A 22,430-nucleotide genomic window follows, 5' to 3' on the forward strand; every position below is an offset into this window, starting at 1 on the left:
AAATTGATATATTTGAGGAAATTAATCAATTTTAACTATAATGACTTTAGTTCAGCTTGAATACATTGTTGCGGTAGATACTTACAGGAGTTTTGTTATTGCTGCTGAGAAATGTTTTGTAACGCAACCAACATTAAGCATGCAAGTGCAAAAGTTGGAAGAATTGCTAAGCGTTAAAATCTTCGATAGAAGTAAACAGCCAGTATTTCCAACTGAAATTGGTGCGCAAATAATTGCACAGGCCAGGGTCATTTTACAGGAAAGTGGAAAGGTAAAAGAGCTCATCAATAGTCAACAACAAGATGTACTTGGCGAATTGCGTATTGGAGTTATTCCTACCGTAGCCCCATACTTACTGCCTCAGGTAATTTCAGCAATGCTGGAAAAATACCCTGAACTAAAACTCCTCATTTGGGAATATACCACCGAAGATATTATTCATCATTTAAAAACCGGTGTACTGGATTGTGGTATTTTGGCCACGCCTTTAACAGATGCCAATATTATCGAATCACCATTGTATTACGAAAACTTTGTAAGTTACATTAGCAAGAACAGTAAGCTTTACAAAAAGAAAGCTGTAGATGCGGAAGACCTTAATGATGAAAACATATGGTTATTAAATGAAGGGCATTGTATGAGAAACCAGGTGCTGAACATTTGCAGATCAACAAAAAACAATAGATTACAGGGTTTGGAATATAATACCGGGAGTGTAGAAACATTGGTGCGGATGGTAGATTTAAACGGCGGTGCAACATTACTGCCCGAATTGGCCATTGCAGAATTAAATACCAAACAAACCAATAAAATCCGTCATTTTAAATCTCCAGAACCTGTAAGGGAAATTAGTTTGGTTACACACAAAAACTTCATTAAAATGAGAATGTTGAATGCCTTGAAAGAAGAGATTTTGTCCATCATTCCCAAAACAATGAAGCAGAAAAAGAAAAAAGACATTGTAGGAATTTAAGCATGACTTATTTTTGAGGTTTCGAAAATCCTTCCTCTTTTTTTGTAAATATCCGTTAGCGGCTCGCTGATTTAGAGAAGAGTTACATGATGCTCACTTCAAGATTTTTCATTCAAAACCATTAACTACCTGTATAGCTTGCTACAACCTATTGTATTAAATTAATTACTTGGTTTGGTTTTTGTTTTATTCGCTTATTACTTATTAATTTAGCCGTCACAACAAAACAACGTGAAAAAGAATATATTCCTAATTGTAATATTATGCATGGCTGCATATTCAGCTCATGCGCAAAAGCCTACCTATCTTGAAATGTTAGCCAATCAGCCCAAATGGGTTGATTCTGTTTTCAAGAAGCTTAATCGTAGAGAAAAAATTGCCCAAATGTTTTTTGTTCGGGCGCATACCAATCTAGGTCAGAAATATACCGATTCAGTAGGTTTGGTAATTAAAAAAGAGCAATTGGGAGGAGTAATATTTTTCCAGGGCGGACCAGTAAGGCAAGCCCGTGCTACAAATGCCTACCAAAAAGTAAGTCGTGTTCCTTTAATCGTGGCAAATGATGGCGAGTGGGGTTTGGGTATGCGTTTGGATAGTACCATTTCGTTTCCATACCAAATGACGCTTGGAGCTATCCAGAACAAAGATTTGATTTATAGAATGGGCCAGGAAGTGGCCAAAGATTTTAAGCGAATGGGCATGCAAATGAACTTAGCTCCTGATGCTGATATCAATAATAATCCAAAAAATCCAGTAATCAATTACCGCTCGTTCGGTGAGAATAAATACAATGTAGCAACCAAAACCGGCGCTTACATGAAAGGGATGCAAGATGGCGGTTTACTAACTACCTTGAAACATTTCCCTGGCCATGGCGATACGGATGTAGATTCGCATTACGATCTTCCTCAACTCACCTTTACAGCGGCCCGCTTGGATAGTTTGGAGATGTATCCTTTCAGAGAACTAATTAAGCAAGGTGCTTCAGGTGTGATGATTGCTCACATGAATATTCCGTCTTTAGATAACACCCCAAATCTACCATCAACGCTGTCAAAGCCAATCGTTACGGGGATTTTGAAGCAACGTTTAGGATTTAAAGGCTTAATTATTTCTGATGCCATGGATATGAAAGGCGTGGTGAAATATTTCAAAAATGGTGAGGCTGATTTGTTGGGCATTATTGCAGGAAATGACATTTTAGAGCTTTCTGAAAATAGCGATAGAGCCATAACCTTAGTGCGTAAAGCGGTAAGGCAAGGTAGAATCGACATGAAAGCTATTGATGAAAGTGTTAGGAAAATACTAACTGCAAAATATTGGGCAGGTTTGGGCAGCAGAGATACGGTAGTTACCCAAGGGGTTATTGCTGGTGTAAATAGAGGTACAAGTACTGCCTTGGTACAGGAATTGGCCAATGCCTCGGTTACTTTACTTAAAGGAAAAGACTACATTAAAAATATGGTACCAATTAGAAGGACAGCTATTATCAGTATTGGTGTTCCATCGGTTACCAGATTCCAAAAAGAGATCTCAAAAGGATTTTACAATTCTGTTTATTACGTTTTGGATAAGGATGCAACGTCAACTCAAATATCTAACGTAGCTAGAGAAATTGGCGCTTTTGATCAAGTAATTGTAGGGATTCACGACAGTAGAGCCAGACCAGGAAATAATATTCCATTAAACGCAGGCGTAAAAAATTTCATTAAGGAACTTTCGACAAAGAATACAGTATTTTCTCTTTTTGCAAATCCATATAATTTATCTGCTTTGCCAGGCCTGGAAAACAGCAAAGGTTTAATAGTTGCTTACCAAAAAGAAGACTATATGCAAGTTTCTGCAGCTGCGGTAATTAATAACCGTTTGGTGCCAAAAGGGAAGTTGCCAGTAAGCATTTTGCCTAATTATAAGTTTGGTGATGGATTGTAGCTTGAGATAAACGGGGATTGAAAAAATTGCTATTTCTTAATTGAACTTAAGTATTGTAAATAGAATTAGTGATCAGATGATTACCAGCATCACGCCGATATTCATCTGTTAACTAATTTCTGCTTAATTTATTCAGCATTTTCTTTCATTGATTTTCCTGTCAGCAAGTATAATTTTTATCTTTGTTTTGAGAAAATTTGCAATCAAATGCCAGAAAATTACATTGCCGAACAAAGATTTAATAAAGAAGATTTTACTTTACGTTCATTATCAAAAGCAGAATACGAAAACTGTAAATTCATTGGTTGTAATTTCTCCAGCTCCGATTTAAGTGGTGTAAAATTCCTCGATTGCGAATTTATTTCTTGTAACCTAAGCTTAGCTGATTTAACCAAAACAACATTTAATGAAGTAAGCTTTAACGATTGTAAAATGCTCGGTTTGCGCTTCGAAAGTTGCAATGATTTTGGTTTAGCTTTCCATTTTGACAATTGCAAAATCAATCATTCTTCCTTTTATAAACTCAAAATAAAAAAGACCAATTTTAGAAATTCACAACTCCACGAAGTTGATTTTTCTGAATGCGATTTGTCTAATTCCATTTTCGATAATTGCGATTTATTGAGCGCAACTTTTGATAAAACGATTCTAGAAAAAGCCGATTTTAAAACGGCGTATAACTATTCGATAGATCCGGATAATAATCGGATAAAAAAAGCTAAATTTTCTCAATCCGGCTTAGCGGGCCTTCTTACTAAATATGATATTTTAATCAGCCAGTAGACAAAAATAAAAGCTTCGAAAAATTAAGAAATAATTCTTCGCTAAAATGTTACACTTCTTTTGATGTAACCTGAAAATATTGTAAGTTTAAAGTTTTTTAAGCGAGGTAGCTTAGAAAAATTTTACCCCCCATCAATGTTACGCGTCGATAGTTCTAAACCTTGTAAAGTGGTGTACTCTTTGTGCAAACATGAGTATTTAGGCTATTTAATTGAGCCTCATATTGTTCAATTGAACCCACAAGGTGATTTCTCATTTACCTATCAACGAATTTTTACCCATACCGCAGAAGAATTTGCAGCTTGCTTAACTGAAATCGATTATAAGCTAATCAAGATTTTGGATGATATAGAGCAAGATTCTGTAATCAAAAAATACTATAAAAAATTAATCAGACCTACCGAGTTTTTTACCAAAATCTTCGATGTTAAATTCTATGATAGTGTTCGCCCTAAAATAGAAAAGAAACTTGCCGAAGCACTCGAGATATTAAAGGTTAAAAATGAACTTTACGTAATGGATAAAGACGGGTGGCCGGTTGAGCGTAAAATCGAATTGGCTGCCGAACCTGCTTCAATCCTTTTCCACTTTCGTAGAAATGAAACCGAAACAAGGTATTTCCCTACCATAAAATATCAAAACCTCCGCATCGAATTCATGTTTAAGGAGGCGCAGATTATAAGTAACAAACCTGCCTGGTTATTATTAAATGATGTACTTTACTTTTTTGATCAGGATATAGAAGGAAAAAAACTGCAGCCATTTCTGGCAAAACGATACATTGCTATTCCGAAAGCTACCGAGGCAACTTATTTTGAAAAATTTGTTGCTCCACTTATTGAAAAGCACCATGTTTACGCTGAGGGTTTTGAGATCAGAACAGAGCAGTTTGAGGCAATTCCAATTATAAAGGTTTTATATGTTGATGGTGGCTTATCGCAAATTCAGTTATATTTTAAGTATGGTGAATATACTTTCCCTGTCGAAAACGCACACAAAGTGACCGTTCGTTTAGAGAAAACTGATGACAACTATATTTTCCATCGTATAAAACGTTCAGCAGATTGGGAGAAAAAACAATATAACTTACTCTTATCACTAGGGCTAAAAAAAACAAGTTCGCTTTTTAGTAATTTAGAGGTCGCTATAGAAGAAGAGAACCCGAGTTATGCAGCCATAAATTGGGTAAACGAGCATATTGAAATTTTGCTTGCCGCAGGTTTCGAAATCGAACAAGCCACAGGGCAAAAGCGTTTTGTTTTCGGAGCTAATAAAATTGATTTAGAGGTAAAGGAAGGTAACGATTGGTTCGATATCAACGCCGTAGTTTGGTTTGGTAAATACCAGATTCCTTTCCTTTCATTAAAACAACATATTCTACACAAACGTAGAGAGTTTTTGCTTCCCGATGGAGAAGTAGCTATCATCCCAGAAAAATGGTTTACCCAATATGGAAGTTTGTTTAGCCTTGCGGAAACTACAGGTGGGATAAAGTTAAAGAAGCATCATATCGGTTTAATAAATGATTTGGCTGAAGACAGTTTGGCGAATGTAACTTTAGAACGCAAACTACAACGATTGGTAGATTTTGAAGATATCGCCGATACACAAATGCCAGTTAATTTTAAGGGAAGTTTACGCGACTACCAAAAAGCTGGCTACAATTGGTTTAGCTTTTTAAGGGAATATAACTTTGGCGGTTGTTTGGCTGATGATATGGGTTTGGGTAAAACCATTCAAACGCTGGCCATGTTGCAAAAAGTAAAAGAAGATGATCAAGCTGCCGGATTACAATCTACTTCCTTGATTATTATGCCTACTTCGTTAATTTATAACTGGCTTACCGAAGCAAAGAAATTTACCCCAAAGCTAAAAATTTATGCTCATACGGGTAGTAATCGAAATAAAGATGTAGCCAAGTTTGCCAGCTACGATATTATTATTACCACTTACGGTGTGACCAGGGTAGACATCGAGGAGTTAAAAAACTTTTACTTCAATTATGTTATTCTGGATGAAAGCCAGAATATCAAAAATCCGGCTTCTAAATCATTCAAATCCGTTCGGAGCTTGAAATCTAAACATCGGTTGATTTTAAGTGGTACGCCAGTCGAAAATTCAGTAGGCGATTTATGGTCGCAGCTTACCTTTTTAAACCCCGGTTTACTGGGTACGCAAGCTTTTTTTTATGATGAATATGTACAGGCAATCGAAAAAAAGAAGGATGAAGAAAAAGCACGAAAACTCCAGTCTTTAATAAAACCTTTTGTACTTCGCAGAACCAAGGAACAAGTGGCTGCAGAATTACCTCCAAAAACCGAGCAGGTAATTTATTGCGATATGAGTGAAGATCAGGCTGCGTATTACGAAAAAACCAAATCGGCTTATCGCAATGATTTATTGGAAAGTATGGATAATGGCACCTTTGCCCAAAAGCAAGTTCAGCTTTTGCAAGGCCTAACCGCACTGCGCCAATTAGCTAACCATCCCGTAATGATCGATGGAACCTACAATTCTGATTCAGGTAAATTTGAGAATGTAATTCATACACTTGATAATGTGTTAAAGGGCGGACATAAAGTGTTGGTGTTTTCTCAGTTTGTAAAACATCTGGATATCTTTAAAAAATACTTCGAAGCAGAACACATTCCTTTTGCGTATTTAGACGGAGCAACCCGAAATCGTGGTGAGATTGTTTCGGAATTTCAACAAAATGAAAATTTAAAAGTGTTTTTGATTTCTATCAAAGCTGGTGGTGTAGGTTTAAATCTTACTCAGGCAGATTATGTTTTCATCCTGGATCCATGGTGGAACCCTGCGGTAGAACAGCAGGCCATTGATAGAACACACCGGATTGGTCAAGATAAAAAGGTTTTTATCTACAAATTTATTGCGAAAGATACTGTTGAGGAAAAAATTCTTGCGCTACAAAATCGCAAAAAGTCTTTGGCCAGTTCATTAATTACCACCGAAGAAAGCTTCTTTAAATCGCTTAGTAAAGATGATATTAAAGATTTATTAAGGTAATCCTAAAACTCTATCAAAATCAATTTGTTATATCCTAGAATTTAAAATCTACGATCATGACAAATGAAAATTTAAATACAGCCTTGAATAATGTTAAAGAGGCTTGGAAGTATCCTGAATTATTTCAAAACACCTCACGTTCTGAGCGCATATTATCTGGAGTGGTAGGTTCCTACCTTTTGTTTAAAGGTTTAACCAGCATTTTTTCTCATCCGGTAATTGGGGCTACAGGCGCAGCAGTTGGTGCCGGATTATTATACCGCGGCATTACAGGTTATTGCCCTGCCCGAGATTTAGCAGAACAGCAGCAAGATTTAGATTTAGACTCGGATGATATCGTGATTAAAGAAACCATCATTTCTACTGAGTTGTAGTAATAAATTCAATACGAAACTTTCATTTCTTAATAAACTGGTTAACTTTAAATGTTAATCAATAACTATGAGCAAGTACGCATTATTTATTATCCCAACTTTACTAGGCATGTCAGCAATTGCACAGGAAAAGAAGATTGATCCAGCCAAAGATCCTAAAACGACCGAGGTTTGGGAACCCGTTCCGAAAGTTGTTTCACCAGGTCAACTTCCTCAAAATGCACCTTCGGATGCCATCATCTTATTTGATGGTAGAAACTTGGATGCATGGCATTCGGTAAAAGACCCTACAAAACCCGCCGCCTGGACAATAGACGACGGTTTTTTTACCGTTAAAAAAGGTACAGGAAATATCGAAACGAATAAAAAGTTTACCGATTATCAATTGCACATGGAATGGAAAATTCCTGCAAATATTACAGGTGAAGGACAAGCGAGAGGCAATAGCGGGGTGTTTTTAGCGTCGACTGGAGGTGGTGATGACGGTTATGAAATTCAGATTATGGATGCTTATAACAACAAAACCTATGTAAATGGCCAAACCGGAAGTGTTTATAAACAAGGTACTCCTTTAGCCAATGCAAACAAAAAACCAGGAGAATGGCAGTACTACGATATCATCTGGAATGCACCACGTTTTAATGAAGATGGTTCGGTTAAAAAACCTGCAAGTGTAACTGTTTTACTAAATGGTGTACTCTTGCAAAACAACTTTGTACTTAAAGGAGAAACCAGGTACATTGGTGCGCCAGAATATAAAAAGCATGGTCCAGCATCAATAAAGTTGCAAGATCATGGCGATCCTAGTCCGCCGATTAGCTTTAGGAATATTTGGGTTAGAGAATTATAAAACCAAAAATTGAAACCTGCAAATGTGAACTTGCAGGTTTTTTTATTGCCTTTGTTTTGAAGATGATTTGTTCAGCAGGCCGAAAATTGCTATATCTATGGACGGTTTCTTTCCTGCAATATGTCGAGGTAATCTTTCATATCGATCATTTCTGCACCTAAGCTCAAAAGATGATCGTTCGGAATTTGACAGTCAATTAATTCAACATTCAATTTGCTTAAATGAATTAAGGCAACTTTTGATGCGTTACTGATATGGCTAAACATACTTTCGCCACAAAAAACACGATTAATTTTTAAGCCGTATAATCCCCCAACCAAAGTTTCGTTTAACCAAACTTCAATACTGTGGGCAAAACCTTGTTCATGTAAATTGATGTAAGCTTTTTGCATTTCATCGGTAATCCATGTGCCATCCTGGCCTTTACGTGGTGTGTTGGCGCAATTTAAAATTACATCAGTAAATGCTTTGTCAACAGTAATTGCAAAAGTTTCAGCAGCTAAAACTTTTCTCATACTTTTACTAATCTTTATTTTATCGGGATAAATTACACATCGCTCGTGCGGGGCATACCATAAAATAGGATCGCCTTCGCTAAACCATGGAAATATTCCATTTGAATAGGCATTGAGTAATCGATCTATACTTAAATCACCACCAATTGCCAGTAGACCATCGGGTTCAGCGAACTTAGAATCAGGGAAACCATAGTCATCTTCAAGGAGTTGAAAAAACATCTGCGAAAATAAGAAAGAAAACAAACATTAAACCCTTACGTTTATTTTATGTCATACTATTAAATTGTCCATTATGAGCGCAAAAGATAATTTCATCAAAGTAAAGCACCTTTACAACCGTGCAGGCTTCGGTATTTCTTATCCTGATTTAAACAAGCTAAGCAAAAGGAACATTAACAAAGTAGTTGATGGGTTACTCCAAGAACCTAAAAAAGACGATGCCATCACTTTGGTAAACGATGGCGAATCGAGAAGGCAAATGCTGGTCCAAGCTGGCTTGTACGCGAAAAAAGATTTAACTGATGATGAAAAGAAAATGCGTAGGGAGATTGTTCAGATGCAGAACGAGGTGAGCCGTGATTTGAATATTGCCTGGGTGAGTAAGATGATCAATACCGATAGTCCATTGCGAGAGAAGATGACGCTGTTTTGGCATGGACATTTTGCCTGCCGGAGCAATAACCCGATGTATGCACAACAACTCAACAACATACAGCGTCAACATGGTTTAGGGAGCTTTAGAACACTTTTAATTGAAGTTTCAAAATCACCTGCGATGTTGCAGTATCTCAATAACCAGCAGAATAAAAAAGGTAAACCCAATGAAAACTTCGCTCGAGAGCTGATGGAGTTATTTACTTTGGGCAGAGGTAATTACACGGAAAATGATATTAAAGAGTCAGCTAGAGCCTTTACCGGTTGGACCTACGATAAAGATGGAACTTTCTTCTTTAGAAAGAACCAGCATGATGATGGCACTAAAACCTTCTTCGGTAAAATTGGAAATTTTGAAGGCGAAAATATCATCGATATTATTTTGGATAAACCTGAAACGGCAACTTTCATCAGCAGAAAAATTTATAAGTTTTTTGTAAATGATACTCCTAATGAAGAACACGTTAAAGAATTGGCAAACCATTTTTATAACGCTAAATACGATATATCCGAAATGATGCGGAAATTGTTTACCGCTGATTGGTTTTACAGCCCGGAAAATGTAGGTACTAAAATTAAATCACCATCCGAATTTTTGATTGGTTTAAGTCGCGAATTTTTCGTTACCTATAATAAGCCGCAAGTACTCATTCAACTTCAAAGTAGTTTGGGGCAATACCTATTCAATCCACCAAATGTGGCAGGTTGGCCAGGTGGGCAAAATTGGATTGATAGCTCATCGCTGATGCTCAGAATGCGGATCCCCTCGTTAGTTTTAAATGATGGCGAAATCGATTTTAGCGGTAAAGCCGATCCGGAAGATGAAGCTGTAATTGCGTTGAGCAGAACTGCTACAACCATGGCTAACAATACCAAGAAGCCAAAATCGTACGTAAATGCTCAGGCCGATTGGCCAAAATTTTTAGATACTTTACCCAAAGGATTAACTCCTGTAGAGCTTACGGAATTCTTGTTGCAACCTAAATTGAACGATAAAATAACCAGAATGGTGGCCGATAATAAGGGTTTACGAAGCACAGCTGTAGAAATTACAAGCATGCCCGAATATCAACTTTGCTAAATCATCAATCAAAAAAATAAGAAGATGAACAGAAGAAACTTTTTAAGAAATACAGGTTTTGTAGCAGCAGGTTCGTTGTTTGTACCTGCATTTATGAAACCACTTGAGGCGATGGCGCTTGATGAGCTAAGTTTATATAAAAATTTGGTAGTGGTGCAGCTTTCTGGTGGGAATGATGGCTTAAACACCGTTGTTCCATTTGGGAATGATATTTACTATCAGAAACGTAAGGGCATTGCTATTAAGCCAGAAGAAGTTATTAAGCTGAATGATATGCAAGGTTTGAATCCGAATATGCAGGCACTGCAGGAAATTTACGATCAAGGCTGGATGACGATTATCAACGATGTTGGGTATCCAAACCCAGATCGTTCACATTTCCGTTCGATGGATATTTGGCAAACAGGAAGCGATAGCAACCAGTTTTTATCTACCGGTTGGATAGGAAGATACCTCGATAGCAATTGCCAAACCTGTAAATTTCCTTACACTGCCATAGAGGTTGATGACTCACTTTCCTTGGCTATGAAAGGACAAACCAAGAAAGGAATAGCGCTCAAAGATCCAGCGGCTTTATATCGCAATACTAACGATCCTTTTTTTAAGGCCATGCTGAAGAGCGATAAGGAGCATCTTGATGAAGATAATTTAGGTTATTTGTACAAGACAATGATTGAGACGCAATCATCGGCAAGTTACATTCAAAATACGTCTAAAATTTACCAATCGAAATCCACCTATCCTCAAAGTGGTTTTGCAAACCAATTGAAAACGGTATCTAAATTTATCTCATCTGGATTGAAAACCAGGGTATATTACGTTTCCCTGAGCGGTTTCGATACACACGTTAACCAAATAAACCAACAGGGGAATTTGCTGAAACAATACAGCGAAGGCATGGCTGCGTTTTTAAAAGACTTAAAATCAAATAATAAGCTGGAAGATACTTTAGTGGTTACTTTTTCGGAATTTGGCCGTCGCGTAGAGCAAAATGCAAGTAACGGCACCGATCACGGCACAGCAAATAATATGTTCGTCTTTGGCGGAAAATTAAAAAAACAGGGGATATTTAACAGCGCTCCAAATTTAAGCGATTTAGATACTGGTGATCTCAAATATCAACTGGATTTTAGACAGGTTTACGGCACCATTTTAGATAAATGGCTGGATGTAAATAATGGCGATATCTTAAATAAGAAGTTTAATACCCTAGATTTTATTTAAAATTTAAAAAAGTTCAGCAGAATTTTTTAGACCCAATTCGCAAGTACAGCAAAAATTTTGGTCACGTTAACAAAAAGAGCTAATCAAATTTGGATTGGCTCTTTTTGCTTAAATTATGGAGACTTTAAATGACCAGAAGCCCCAGATTTTTGGTATTTTATTTTCTTTTAAGTACATATACTGGCTTGCTACTGTCTGCTCCGGTTTGTTCGGAAAAGACTTGAAAAAGCTCGTATCCATAAGATTTAACTTTATTCAAAAAATCCATCGCAGATTTAAATTCCATCCTTTTTCCATCATCATCCTTAATAAAACTGTCTTCTACATATTGTACATTTTGGCCATAATCTACAGCGATAAATACTTTCTCGGAGAAGGTTCGGGAAATAGGTTTAAACTGAATGTAATCTGTTTTTAATTCGCTCAGCCTGAGTCCACTTACAGTTTGGGCTTTTGCAATACTTGTTGCGAAGCAGGCGACAAGTGCCGACGCAATTAATAATTTTTTCATGATTTGTTTCTTTTGTGTGTGAGTGTAAATTAATAAGAATCAATCAATGAAAAAACAGAAATCAATTTTCGCAGTGTAACATTTTAGGCCAATATATATCTTAACTTAAAAAATTGAATGAACTTCTTAGGCAATATCATCTGGATTATTTTTGGCGGAATTTTTATATTTTTCGAATATATTATTGGTGGTTTAATCCTATGCTTAACCATTGTAGGTATTCCTTTCGGCATCCAGTGTTTTAAGTTTGCCATTGTTGGGTTAGCTCCGTTTGGCGTTAAAATCACCGATACTTCATCTAACACAGGTTGTCTATCTACCATAATGAATATTCTTTGGCTGGTTTGTGGCGGTTTTTGGATTGCGCTAACGCATTTATTGTTTGGCATTTTATTATGCATTACCATTATCGGGATACCTTTTGGCAGGCAGCATTTCAAATTGATGAATCTGGCTTTCACGCCTTTTGGAAAGTCAATTTCGTAAAAGGCAGCATATTTTGTTCACTAGCCCCGATTGTAATGGAATGCCCGAAGCGTAGCGAGGCATGGAATGAAAAGCGGGAACAAATTACCCGATGAAAACGAAAAATTGCGCTCCAAAAACTATTGTATTAAGCCAATTTTTTTAGAGTGCTCGATGGCTTCATTACTATTTTTAAATAAGCAGGCACATACATTTTTTGCTTCTATCTTCTGAAGTAGTTCACGGGTTTCATTTTCCTTTTCAGGACGAATATTTCGGATGTAAACCGCTTCGATATTTTTTGGATATTTTTCTACAATGGAGGCATATATGAATGGATCCTGCTGTGAATTATCGCCAAAAAAAATAAATTTTTGGTTCGGAAAGGCATCCAAAATTCGCATTACCCGGAGCAATTTACCTTCATGACCAGTTTTACCGGTTTTAATTAAATCGCTCCAGCGTTTTAAAGTGTTCAGCAAAAAAGCACCATCTGGCAATTTGTTAAACTTAAATGTTTCCACCAAATAATCGTAAAGGTTCCATTCGCTGCTGCTTACATAAAAAAAAGGATTAGGCTGGTTCTTTTCGGTATGGGATAGCGCTAGCTGCTGGTAATGACTGGAGGCATCTGGAAATGTTTTTCTGGTGTGTGGATTTTTGATAAAAAGTTCTCTCAACCTTCTTCCGATAGTAGCCGAATGTGAAATCATTACCGTATCATCAATATCAGAAATGAAAGCATATTGTGTAATGTGCGGTACATAAACTTTGCCCTCGTTAGCGGCTAAAACCTGGTTATTTTCATCTAAAGCTTCAACTTTTACAAAATGCCAGCCTGCTTCTACCTCGTGTAGTGCTTCCCATTCAAATTTAAAAAAACCATCTTTTTCGGTTTTATTGTAAATGGTTTGATCGAAAAATTGCAATCGGATGTTAACTAAAGGATAGGGTTTTAAGATGAAAAGTTTAAGTAGATGAATAATATTTACGAAAATATTGTTGCTGTAAATTTGAGATGTTTTAGCCCTTCGTTTAAAAACATGGCCATAAACTACGAGGTTATGTTTGTGGCCATAGCCATGGTAAATTTTTACGCTTACAGATTTATTCATCGAAGTTAAAACAGAGTGAATTAAAAGTTGTTTGTGAAGTAACGCATTTAAGGCTAAAACATGAAATTGCTATTTATCATTAATCCAGGTTCTGGAAGTCACGATATTAATTTAAAAGAAGTAATTTCTACTCACTTCAAAGGAGGAGATGTGAACATTGAACTCTTTGAATTGCCAGATGATTGTTCGTTAGATAAAATAAAAGCTAAAATCGAACAGTCGCAACCCGACCGTGTGGTTGCCGTTGGCGGAGACGGAACGCTGAAACTGGTGGCCGAGTGTTTGTTAAATAAAGAAATTCCAATTGGGATTATCCCCGCAGGATCTGCAAACGGGATGGCCAAGGAGCTGGGAATACCTCAGGAAATTACTGAAGCACTTGATCTACTGAAAAATGGAAAAACCCAAAAGATTCACGTGGTTAAAATAAATGATGAAATATGCATTCATCTATCTGATTTGGGATTTAATGCTTACCTGGTAAAGAAGTTTGATACTTTGCCCGAGCGTGGGATGTGGGGATATGCTAAAGCGACATGGCATGCCTTGTGGAATCATAAACGCATGGATGTAGAATTGAATATTAAGGGCGAAACCATTAAATCGAAAGCAGCTATGGTAGCCATCGCAAATGCGACGATGTATGGCTCGGGTTTAAAAATTAATCCTGATGGAAAGTTGGACGATGAACTTTTTGAAATCGTTTTGGTTAAAGATTATTCATACCTCGAAATATTAAAAGTTTGGATCACACGGCTTCCATTTAACCCTAAAAAAGTAGAAATTTTTCAAACATCGGCAATTAAAATTTCGTCTAAACATAAGGCCCATTTTCAGGTTGATGGTGAATATATGGGGAAAATAAATACGGTTGAAGCCCATATTTTACCCGCGGCGATAACTGTTATCGTTTAATTCAGTTCCCTACGATAGATTTGAATGGTAAAATAGAGTCTGAAAAACTCAGCAATAAAACATATTTTAAATAGTATATCGAACCAGCGTTCGCCTAAATTTAAAATTTCTGGCAAAAAGGTTATAAAGCCAATGGAAAATATCCAAACGATTAACCTGAATGGGAATTGGATAAAGTAGGTAATAAAACCAAATTTTTTGAAAAGGAATAAGCCAACTGCAGATAGAAATAACGACAAAAACATAGGCAGTGTTAAAACAACCCTTATCTGAGATAACAGTTGATCCGGAATTTCATTTATATGGGTAATAATTGCCCAAAATTGTTTAGTAAGGAGTAAAATGCTAATGATATCTAGCAGGGCAAAAAACTTAGTGGCAGTTCTCATTTACTTACAGTATTTGGAAAGATACTGATCTGCTAAACTACTACCCATATTTTTAACAAACAAAAAATCTTCGCAAGCGCCTTGTTTATCACCTTGTTTAATTTTTTTTAAGCCGTTGTCAATTCGCTCATTTAAATAATCGTCATCAATACCCAACTGATTCTTAATAACGATAATCTGTGCTTCTTGTCCCGGTTTTGCCTGATTAATGTTTTTGTAAAAATTAATTACAGAATTTGTCAAACCTTCTTCCGCCTGGTAACTGCGAATGGCATCTTGCATATCTCTACTCGATTTACCTTCGCAATTAAAACCAGAAAGCTTAAAATTAACCGGTACTATCACTGCTGTTGTGGTATCATAACCGACAGGAACTTTCCATTTACCACTGCTTAATCTCACAAGCCTCAACGCTTCTTCGTCCAATTCGCTTAAAATGCTTTTGGTTACTCTTGAGGAATAAACATTTCCTTTTTCATCTAGTTTAAAACTGATGTTTACGGTACCTTGGATACAGTTATTTTTTGAAAATGAGGGGTAAATGGTTTTTTCTCTTAAGAAACTTGTAAAACCATCTTTGCCCGATTTAAATTGCAACTGTGCCGTCGCAGCCAAACAGCAAAATATTAAGAAGATGGTGACTAGCCTTTTCATAATTACTAATTTACGGTTTTAGTCGCACTACAGATATGCTTTCGTGGAATATAAACCTCACAATTGTAAAAAGATAACAACGGTAAGGTTAACAATGTTTAAATCAGCGATGCCAGATTATTTCGATAATTTTATTGTTGCCCATTAAACGTAAAATTTAAGATAATGTTTGGATCTGGACAATTTGCCAGGTATTGGTTTCTTTCGCTAAACTTACAAACGCCAGGATAATCGCCTTCGTAGTTTTCAATATTTTTTACCAGTTGAAAATGAAGGTGAGATGGCCAGTTACCATTTTCTTCTTTGGTGCCGAGTTCAGCAATTTTTTCTCCGGCTGAAATCATTTTACCTACTTTCAAATGGTTAATTGATGCTAAATTTAGGTGGCCATAAAGTGCGTGGAATTTGAAACCTTCGATATTATAAACTAAGATAATTGTGGCACCATAATCGCCGAAAGCATTGTTGTTGGCAAAACTATGAACCTCGGCATCGTAAAAATTATAAATTGAAGTTCCAGCTTCGCCCCAAATATCTACCCCCAAATGTAACCGCCGGGGTTCTTCTACACTACTAAAATGAGCACTTCGCGAATAAATCGTACGATGCTCATTATAACCGCCAATACCATAGCGAGCCTTAGCGGCGATGAGTTTTTGGTTTATCCATTCAGAAAAAGAATCTGTATCGTTTAAAATCGCATCAGTTAATTCTAAATTCGAGACAGTAAAATCGAAGGGTAAAAGTTGATCTTGTTTAAGATCAAAATCGACAATTTTTTGAATGGCAGACGAATTTTCGTTAATAATTTGTTCAAAGGTTTTCATTAAAGCTGATCAAAAATATAAACGTGATTATAAATGTAATGTGACAATGCACCGCCAATAACAAAGAGGTGCCACAGCTCGTGACTATGCATCCAGCGAAACATTTGTTTATCCTTGGCGTAATAATACGTGCCACCGATGTAGAAAATACCGCCGAATAATAACCAAAAAATGGCACCAATGGGCAATGTGCTGAGCATTTTTTGTAGTAGTGGAACAATTAAACAGCCCATTAAAATATAAATGGAGAGGGATATAGCAGTGCTCTTAAGTTTGTTAAAAATTTTTAAAAGGCAACCAATTATTGCAATTAACCATACAATAGCAAATAAACTCCAGCGTAACCATCCATCAAAAACCAGAAGGGCAGTGGGAGTATATGATCCTGCAATCATCAAATAAATGCAGCAGTGATCAAATTTTTGCCAAAAGCGAATGCCATAATCACTAGCAGGAAAACCATGATAAGTGGCACTTACGCCAAACAAAATAAACGTAGCAATGCTGTAAATCCAGGCTGCGGTGAATTGAATTGGTGTTTCGCATTTTTGGAGCAAAAAATAACCCGCTGGTATGGCTACCAATGCGGGTAGAAAATGTGTAAAGAAGTTTACCGGTTCTCTTAATTTTCTCACGATAACTATTCTTCGCCTTCTTCTTTTTGTCTCGGTTCTTTAGCAATTTTATCAAAAAGATGATCCATGCGCTCTACATACTCATTTGTATCATCTACAAAAAAAGTAAGCTCTGGCACCACCCTAACCTGATGGCGGATTCTGGCGCCCAGTTTGTATCTAATTTCACCAGCATGAGCATTTACCGTATTAATGGATAAAGTAGTATTGGTAGTATTAAAAAAACTCAAATATACCTTTGCTACAGCCAAATCTGGCGATACCCGAACACGTGTAATCGTTACCAGCGTATTCGGCAAAAATGCTCCACCCTCACGCTGAAAAACCTGTGCTAACTCTTCTTGTAGTACTCCTGCAAATTTCTGCTGACGTTTACTTTCCATAAGTTTTATTTTTCATCATTGCGAAGTACGAAGCAATCTCACTCGCAAATTAAATTGCTTCATGCCTCGCAACGACGGATTATTTAATTAATATAACAGATTGCTATCATAAGGATATCTGGCTACATGCGCCGCTTTTACCTTATCATATAACAATGTTTTAAACTCTTCAATGTTTTCTTTTTCTGTAGCCGATATAAATAACACGGGCACTTTTCCATGGCTCATCCAGCTTTTCTTAAATTCATCAATGCTTAATTTACCATCATCGTCTTCATCTTCCACTTCTGGTGAAACGTAGGCATCAATTTTATTAAACACCAAAATCATATCCTTATCAATGGCGCCGATATCTTTTAGTGTTTCGTTAACAGTATTAATCTGATCTTCGAAATTTGGATGTGACACGTCTACAACATGAATCAATAAATCAGCTTCGCGAACTTCATCCAGGGTCGACTTAAAGCACTCTACCAAATGATGGGGCAGTTTTCTGATAAACCCAACGGTATCAGAAAGTAAGAATGGTAAGTTTTCAATTACCACTTTTCTAACTGTAGTATCCAGCGTAGCAAAAAGCTTATTTTCGGCAAACACTTCCGATTTGGAAAGCATGTTCATAATGGTAGATTTGCCCACATTGGTATATCCAACCAAAGCTACACGAATCAGCTGGCCACGATTTTTGCGCTGAGTTTCGTTTTGTCTATCTATATTTCTTAACCGCTCCTTAAGTAGCGAAATCTTATTTAAAATAATACGTCTATCACTCTCAATCTGCGTTTCTCCAGGTCCACGCATACCAATACCACCCTTTTGGCGCTCTAAGTGAGTCCACATACCCGTTAATCGTGGCAATACATATTGCAGTTGTGCTAATTCTACCTGTGTTTTTGCTTGTGCAGTTTGGGCTCTGCTGGCAAAAATATCGAGAATCAGATTGCTTCGATCTAAAACTTTTACACCCAGCTCACGATCAATGTTCCGCAACTGCGACGGTGAAAGTTCATCATCAAAAACAACGGTGTCAATCTCTTCCGATTTTACATAAGCTTTAATCTCCTCTAGCTTTCCTGTACCCACAAATGTTGCCCGTTCTGGCTTAAGCATTTTCTGAGTAAATACTTTCTCTACTTGTCCTCCTGCTGTATCAACAAGAAAAGCCAATTCATCTAAATATTCTTTTGTTTGCTCTTCCTTTTCTCCCGGAGTAACAACGCCAACCAAAACGGCTCGTTCCTGCTTAATCGCAGTATCATAAAATTTTTGTTTTCCCATGTAATATGTACAAAGATACAAATTTTGCAAATTGAAAATTGGCTAGGCCTACACAGCTAGCAACAACTTACATTCAAACAATAAGTCTGGTAAAAAGCAATAGCTTAAGCCCGTTTGCATTTAATCTGAATTATAATCTCGAAATTGATTAAGGATTCGGTTAGAACTATTGGTTAATTAGTTTGAACAACATTTGGTTTTTAATTTTTGTTTAACCTTCAGTATCTAACTACAATATTATGTTCTAATTTAGATTGAAACTTATCTAACTAGAGGATGAATTTTTTTAGTACCAAAAGCATCTTTTTTACTATTCTTGATTACCCAATGAGCTATCTCGAATTTTTTGCAGTAGTTACAGGGGTTATTTCGGTTATTTTATCTGCAAGGGCAAACATCTGGAGTTGGCCGGCCGGTATTGTCAATGTGTTTTTATCTGCTTTTTTTTATTACCAGATACAGCTTTATCCTGATATGTTTTTAATGGGTTTCTTTTTCGTTACCAACATTCTTGGCTGGTGGCGATGGGCAAATCCGAAGCCGGAAGAAGAAGACAAAAAGAAACAGTTGAAGATAAGCTTTATGCCCAGAAAGCAGTTTCTGATCTTTTTGGCTGTTGGTATAGTTGGAACGGTAATAATTGGTGCATTGGCCAGACAGTTACATCACTGGTTTCCGTTGGTTTTTAACCTGCCAAGCGCCTATCCCTTCGTCGATTCATTTATTCTAGTGATGAGTGTAATTACTACATTTTTAATGATTCAAAAGCGAATAGAATGTTGGATTATCTGGCTAATGATTGATGTGGTAGCGACCTATTTATACTTTTTGAAAGGCGCAATGTTTTTTGGTGTCGAGTACATTCTTTTCACCATCATTGCAGCCTTTGCCTTATGGAATTGGATTAAAGAATATAAAAGCTACAGTAAAACCGAATGATAAGAGGTTTGGTAATTGGAAAATTTATGCCTATTCACAATGGACATATTCGGTTAATACAATTTGCCGCATTGCATTGCGATGAACTTATTGTTTCCATGAGCTTTACTCAACAAGATCCCATTGATGCTGAAAAAAGATTTAGTTGGATCAAGGAAATTTTTAAATCAGAACCTAAAATCAAGCCTTGCATAATTGCTGATGATTTTGATGATGAAGCATTAGCACTTATGCCTCGAACTAAAATTTGGGCAAATCGGATGAGGGAGGTTTATCCGAAAATTGATGTGCTTATTAGTTCAGAAGAATACGGAGAACCCTTTGCCTTTAATCTGGAAGCTGTGCATGTTTTATGCGATTTTAAACGAATGGAAATTCCAGTTTCGGCAACGATGATTCGAACCAATCCTTTTAAATATTGGAAATTCATTCCTGATGTAGTTAAGCCGCATTTTGTAAAGCGAGTTTGCTTCTATGGACCTGAAAGTACCGGAAAATCAACATTGGCAGAAAAAATGGCACTACATTATCAAACAGAATTTGTTCCTGAAGTGGCAAGAGAACTGATATCATCGAACGATATTTCTGTTGATGATATAATTAAGATTGGCTTTGCACAAACGGAAAGAGTAAATGAAAAAACAAAAATTGCTAACAAATTACTTTTTTGCGATACAGATTTAGTTACTACCAAAATTTATTCGCAGCATTATTTAGGTGTTGTGCCAGAGGTTTTAACGATGCTTGAAAATGAAATTGTTTACGATTTATATTTTTTGTTGGATATTGATGTGGAATGGGTAGCCGATGATTTAAGGGACTTCGGCGATAGAAGGCAAGAAATGTTCGATTTATTTAAGGCTGAATTAGAATGCCGAGGGATAAATTATAATCTAATTAGTGGAAATTATCAGCAACGGGAAGCAAAAGTTAAATCCATTATTGATCAATTTTTTTAACATTAAAATATAATAGTACACTTATCGGAAGTTGGATTGCCGACTCCATCCTTAAAAAAATTAAAACATAATCGGTGATGGTCGGTTAATATAATGGCGCTCGGAATAAATGTTTAACTTAAAATTTATTGCCATGAAAAATGTAAATACACCCAAGAACAATCCAACAACCCAAGGAAGTTCAATTGCCGACAGAGCAAATCACGATGTAAAAGTTGACAAGAAAATGCAGGGAATAACGAATGGTGGAGGTCAGCGTTCCGATCAAACATCGAATAAAGATAATCAACGTAAAGTTGATAATAAGAAATAGTGTAAACTTAAAACGGAAGATCGTGAAGGTTATGACCCAAAACTATCTTCCATTTTACCTCATTAATTTTCGATTTTAAGAAAATTCTTTAGCTAGTTTAATAATATCTTTTCCTTCCAAAATTCTTCTTTCGCTTTGATGATATAATGTATTAATCATCGCATCTCCGAGTTCGGTCATCGTACAAAAACCATTAGGGAAAAATTTTCTTCCAATAGGAAACATCCAGTTGATATACTTATAAAAATTGTGGGCAAATTTTTGCTCTTGAAGTGGTTTGATAAAACCCGGACGGAAGTGATAAACCTGCTTAAACGGTAAGTTGATTAATTCGTTTTCTGTTTTGCCTTTTACCTTCTGCCAGTTTAGTTTTCCATTTATATTTGTTCCACTGCCAGAAACATAACAAAAAGTCATATTATCATTTAACTTAACCAAAGTATCTGCAACATGCATCGTAAGTGTATAAGTCATGCGATAATAAGTATCGTTATCAACCCCAACTGATGAAATACCAAGACAGAAGAAGCAAGCGTTGTAGCCTTTCAGTTCATCTTCGATAGCTTTGAAATTAAAAAAATCCTGATGAATAATTTCCTTAAGTTTAGCATGAACATAACCGCATGGTTTCCGGTTAATTACCAAAATTGAGTCTATTTCGAGGTTATTTAGGCACTGAATTAATACACCTTCGCCAACCATACCTGTGCTTCCGGTAATAATAACATTGTTAAGTGATCTCGTTTTTCCCATTTAAATTGATGTTTAATAATTAACTTTTAAAGTTAATCTTTGTTTGGGTTAATAAAATCTACGTAGCTACGCTTCACATACATCAGTATTTCATAGTCATTCATTTTTCTAATTTCGGCAGCAGAAGGACGATATATTTCAATAAAATTATTTAATGAATCATCTTCCAGTTTAGTGATAGCGCTTATTTTTTCTGGTGAGAAACGATTATTGATATAATTTGTTTCCTCATCTTTTAACTGCACTTTCTTTAATTTTGAAAGTGAATTTTTATTCTTGGTGAGTAAACCAATTGTTCTTAAAACATCCAGACTTAATATAGAGGAAGTGGAGTTGGAAACCAGGTTTGATCCTGGCGTTTTATAGCGCAAACCTTTTTTAACCAGTACATCTTTAATGGATGGGTTTTTATAAGCGAAAACCTTTGCGAAATCTTCCCGTATCTGCAACGAGTCTTTAAGGTAATCTCTTTTAGAATAAATGGTAACATCATTTAAATTGATAGCAACCGAACGCAAAAGGACGATCACATCTTTAAAGTTATTAATTAGGCTTAATTCCTTTTCTTCATAGCCTAACTTATTAATTTTTAAAATTCGAATAGAAGGATTTTTCAGAAATGAAAATTTTCCGGTACTCGAGGTTATGCTTACTTCGTTTCCGTATTTGACTACCGCATTTTCGATCGGAATTCTGGAAATATCATCCAACACTTGTCCGCTAATTTGTTGGGAAAATAAGCGGTTGGAGATAATGATTAGCACAAAGAAGAAGAAATATTTCATTGTTAGCGAATCTAAAGGATAATTAACTGTCTATTAAAATTTTAACATAGATTAACCTTGTTTGGAAATACAAAAGGGTTTCGATACTATCAA

The 22,430-nt window shown here is 36.2% G+C and carries 24 protein-coding genes; 13 read left to right on the forward strand and 11 right to left on the reverse strand.

The window, feature by feature from the left end:
• Window positions 1-40: 40 nt before the first annotated feature.
• The 6 genes from ASE92_RS01080 to ASE92_RS01105 all read left to right on the forward strand — a co-directional run bounded on the left by ASE92_RS01080 (window position 41) and on the right by ASE92_RS01105 (window position 7,939).
• The gene (locus ASE92_RS01080; protein ID WP_056848269.1) at window positions 41-973 is read left to right on the forward strand and encodes a hydrogen peroxide-inducible genes activator; all 933 of its coding nucleotides are present in this window, start codon (window positions 41-43) and stop codon (window positions 971-973) included.
• A 267-nt stretch (window positions 974-1,240) separates the two neighbouring features.
• Complete coding sequence (locus tag ASE92_RS01085; RefSeq protein WP_056848270.1) at window positions 1,241-2,905, forward strand: glycoside hydrolase family 3 protein; 1,665 nt, start codon at window positions 1,241-1,243, stop codon at window positions 2,903-2,905.
• Between the two features lie 207 nt (window positions 2,906-3,112).
• Complete coding sequence (locus ASE92_RS01090) at window positions 3,113-3,688, forward strand: pentapeptide repeat-containing protein (RefSeq protein ID WP_056848271.1); 576 nt, start codon at window positions 3,113-3,115, stop codon at window positions 3,686-3,688.
• A 135-nt stretch (window positions 3,689-3,823) separates the two neighbouring features.
• Window positions 3,824-6,715, forward strand: coding sequence for a DEAD/DEAH box helicase (locus ASE92_RS01095; protein ID WP_056848272.1), 2,892 nt, complete (start codon window positions 3,824-3,826; stop codon window positions 6,713-6,715).
• A 56-nt stretch (window positions 6,716-6,771) separates the two neighbouring features.
• Complete coding sequence (locus tag ASE92_RS01100) at window positions 6,772-7,089, forward strand: YgaP-like transmembrane domain (protein WP_056848273.1); 318 nt, start codon at window positions 6,772-6,774, stop codon at window positions 7,087-7,089.
• A gap of 67 nt (window positions 7,090-7,156) precedes the next feature.
• Window positions 7,157-7,939 (forward strand): DUF1080 domain-containing protein, encoded by a 783-nt coding sequence (locus tag ASE92_RS01105; RefSeq protein WP_056848274.1) that lies wholly within the window; start codon window positions 7,157-7,159, stop codon window positions 7,937-7,939.
• A gap of 95 nt (window positions 7,940-8,034) precedes the next feature.
• On the opposite strand, the gene aat is transcribed toward ASE92_RS01105, so the two are convergent.
• Window positions 8,035-8,676 carry a leucyl/phenylalanyl-tRNA--protein transferase gene (aat, locus tag ASE92_RS01110; RefSeq protein WP_056848275.1) on the reverse strand — a complete coding sequence of 214 codons (642 nt, stop codon included), beginning with the start codon at window positions 8,674-8,676 and terminating at the stop codon, window positions 8,035-8,037.
• 73 nt (window positions 8,677-8,749) lie between these two features.
• Here aat and ASE92_RS01115 point away from each other — a divergent pair, with 73 nt between their 5' ends.
• On the forward strand, window positions 8,750-10,192 hold the full coding sequence (locus ASE92_RS01115; RefSeq protein ID WP_056848276.1) for a DUF1800 family protein: 1,443 nt from the start codon (window positions 8,750-8,752) through the stop codon (window positions 10,190-10,192).
• A 24-nt stretch (window positions 10,193-10,216) separates the two neighbouring features.
• On the forward strand, window positions 10,217-11,416 hold the full coding sequence (locus ASE92_RS01120; protein WP_056848277.1) for a DUF1501 domain-containing protein: 1,200 nt from the start codon (window positions 10,217-10,219) through the stop codon (window positions 11,414-11,416).
• 157 nt (window positions 11,417-11,573) lie between these two features.
• On the opposite strand, the gene ASE92_RS01125 is transcribed toward ASE92_RS01120, so the two are convergent.
• The gene (locus ASE92_RS01125) at window positions 11,574-11,927 is read right to left on the reverse strand and encodes a hypothetical protein (protein WP_056848278.1); all 354 of its coding nucleotides are present in this window, start codon (window positions 11,925-11,927) and stop codon (window positions 11,574-11,576) included.
• Window positions 11,928-12,044: 117 nt separating this feature from the next.
• On the opposite strand from ASE92_RS01125, the gene ASE92_RS01130 reads away from it, so the two are divergent.
• The gene (locus ASE92_RS01130; RefSeq protein ID WP_056848279.1) at window positions 12,045-12,413 is read left to right on the forward strand and encodes a YccF domain-containing protein; all 369 of its coding nucleotides are present in this window, start codon (window positions 12,045-12,047) and stop codon (window positions 12,411-12,413) included.
• Between the two features lie 119 nt (window positions 12,414-12,532).
• On the opposite strand, the gene ASE92_RS01135 is transcribed toward ASE92_RS01130, so the two are convergent.
• Window positions 12,533-13,507, reverse strand: a complete 975-nt coding sequence (locus ASE92_RS01135) for an App1 family protein (protein WP_056848280.1) — start codon at window positions 13,505-13,507, stop codon at window positions 12,533-12,535.
• A 60-nt stretch (window positions 13,508-13,567) separates the two neighbouring features.
• Here ASE92_RS01135 and ASE92_RS01140 point away from each other — a divergent pair, with 60 nt between their 5' ends.
• The gene (locus ASE92_RS01140; protein ID WP_056848281.1) at window positions 13,568-14,422 is read left to right on the forward strand and encodes a diacylglycerol kinase family protein; all 855 of its coding nucleotides are present in this window, start codon (window positions 13,568-13,570) and stop codon (window positions 14,420-14,422) included.
• Here the strand turns inward: ASE92_RS01140 and ASE92_RS01145 are convergent.
• The 6 genes from ASE92_RS01145 to hflX all read right to left on the reverse strand — a co-directional run bounded on the left by ASE92_RS01145 (window position 14,419) and on the right by hflX (window position 18,588).
• On the reverse strand, window positions 14,419-14,811 hold the full coding sequence (locus tag ASE92_RS01145) for a hypothetical protein (RefSeq protein ID WP_056848282.1): 393 nt from the start codon (window positions 14,809-14,811) through the stop codon (window positions 14,419-14,421). The genes ASE92_RS01140 and ASE92_RS01145 overlap by 4 nt on opposite strands.
• A complete protein-coding gene (locus tag ASE92_RS01150) occupies window positions 14,812-15,465 on the reverse strand; it encodes an energy transducer TonB (RefSeq protein ID WP_056848283.1) in 654 nt (217 codons plus the stop codon).
• Between the two features lie 131 nt (window positions 15,466-15,596).
• On the reverse strand, window positions 15,597-16,292 hold the full coding sequence (locus tag ASE92_RS01155) for a peptidoglycan DD-metalloendopeptidase family protein (RefSeq protein WP_056848284.1): 696 nt from the start codon (window positions 16,290-16,292) through the stop codon (window positions 15,597-15,599).
• Window positions 16,292-16,927: a hemolysin III family protein gene (locus tag ASE92_RS01160; protein WP_162237735.1), complete on the reverse strand. Its 636-nt coding sequence runs from the start codon at window positions 16,925-16,927 to the stop codon at window positions 16,292-16,294. The genes ASE92_RS01155 and ASE92_RS01160 overlap by 1 nt, the downstream gene beginning before the upstream one ends.
• A 5-nt stretch (window positions 16,928-16,932) precedes the next feature.
• Complete coding sequence (rbfA, locus tag ASE92_RS01165) at window positions 16,933-17,310, reverse strand: 30S ribosome-binding factor RbfA (RefSeq protein ID WP_056848286.1); 378 nt, start codon at window positions 17,308-17,310, stop codon at window positions 16,933-16,935.
• Between the two features lie 87 nt (window positions 17,311-17,397).
• The gene (gene hflX / locus ASE92_RS01170; RefSeq protein WP_056848287.1) at window positions 17,398-18,588 is read right to left on the reverse strand and encodes a GTPase HflX; all 1,191 of its coding nucleotides are present in this window, start codon (window positions 18,586-18,588) and stop codon (window positions 17,398-17,400) included.
• Between the two features lie 276 nt (window positions 18,589-18,864).
• On the opposite strand from hflX, the gene pnuC reads away from it, so the two are divergent.
• The 3 genes from pnuC (at window position 18,865) to ASE92_RS01185 (ending at window position 20,799) form a co-directional block, all read left to right on the forward strand.
• A complete protein-coding gene (pnuC, locus tag ASE92_RS01175) occupies window positions 18,865-19,527 on the forward strand; it encodes a nicotinamide riboside transporter PnuC (RefSeq protein ID WP_056848288.1) in 663 nt (220 codons plus the stop codon).
• Window positions 19,524-20,486, forward strand: a complete 963-nt coding sequence (locus ASE92_RS01180) for an AAA family ATPase (RefSeq protein WP_056848289.1) — start codon at window positions 19,524-19,526, stop codon at window positions 20,484-20,486. Before pnuC ends, ASE92_RS01180 begins: the two co-directional genes overlap by 4 nt.
• A 133-nt stretch (window positions 20,487-20,619) precedes the next feature.
• Window positions 20,620-20,799 (forward strand): hypothetical protein, encoded by a 180-nt coding sequence (locus ASE92_RS01185; RefSeq protein ID WP_056849236.1) that lies wholly within the window; start codon window positions 20,620-20,622, stop codon window positions 20,797-20,799.
• Window positions 20,800-20,874: 75 nt separating this feature from the next.
• On the opposite strand, the gene ASE92_RS01190 is transcribed toward ASE92_RS01185, so the two are convergent.
• The gene (locus ASE92_RS01190) at window positions 20,875-21,552 is read right to left on the reverse strand and encodes a hypothetical protein (protein ID WP_056848290.1); all 678 of its coding nucleotides are present in this window, start codon (window positions 21,550-21,552) and stop codon (window positions 20,875-20,877) included.
• Between the two features lie 32 nt (window positions 21,553-21,584).
• Entirely contained in the window at window positions 21,585-22,337 is a 753-nt protein-coding gene (locus tag ASE92_RS01195) for a hypothetical protein (RefSeq protein ID WP_056848291.1), read from the reverse strand.
• Window positions 22,338-22,430 lie beyond the last annotated feature (93 nt).

This window comes from Pedobacter sp. Leaf41, assembly GCF_001422545.1.
In the GTDB taxonomy this organism is placed as follows: Bacteria; Bacteroidota; Bacteroidia; order Sphingobacteriales; family Sphingobacteriaceae; genus Pedobacter.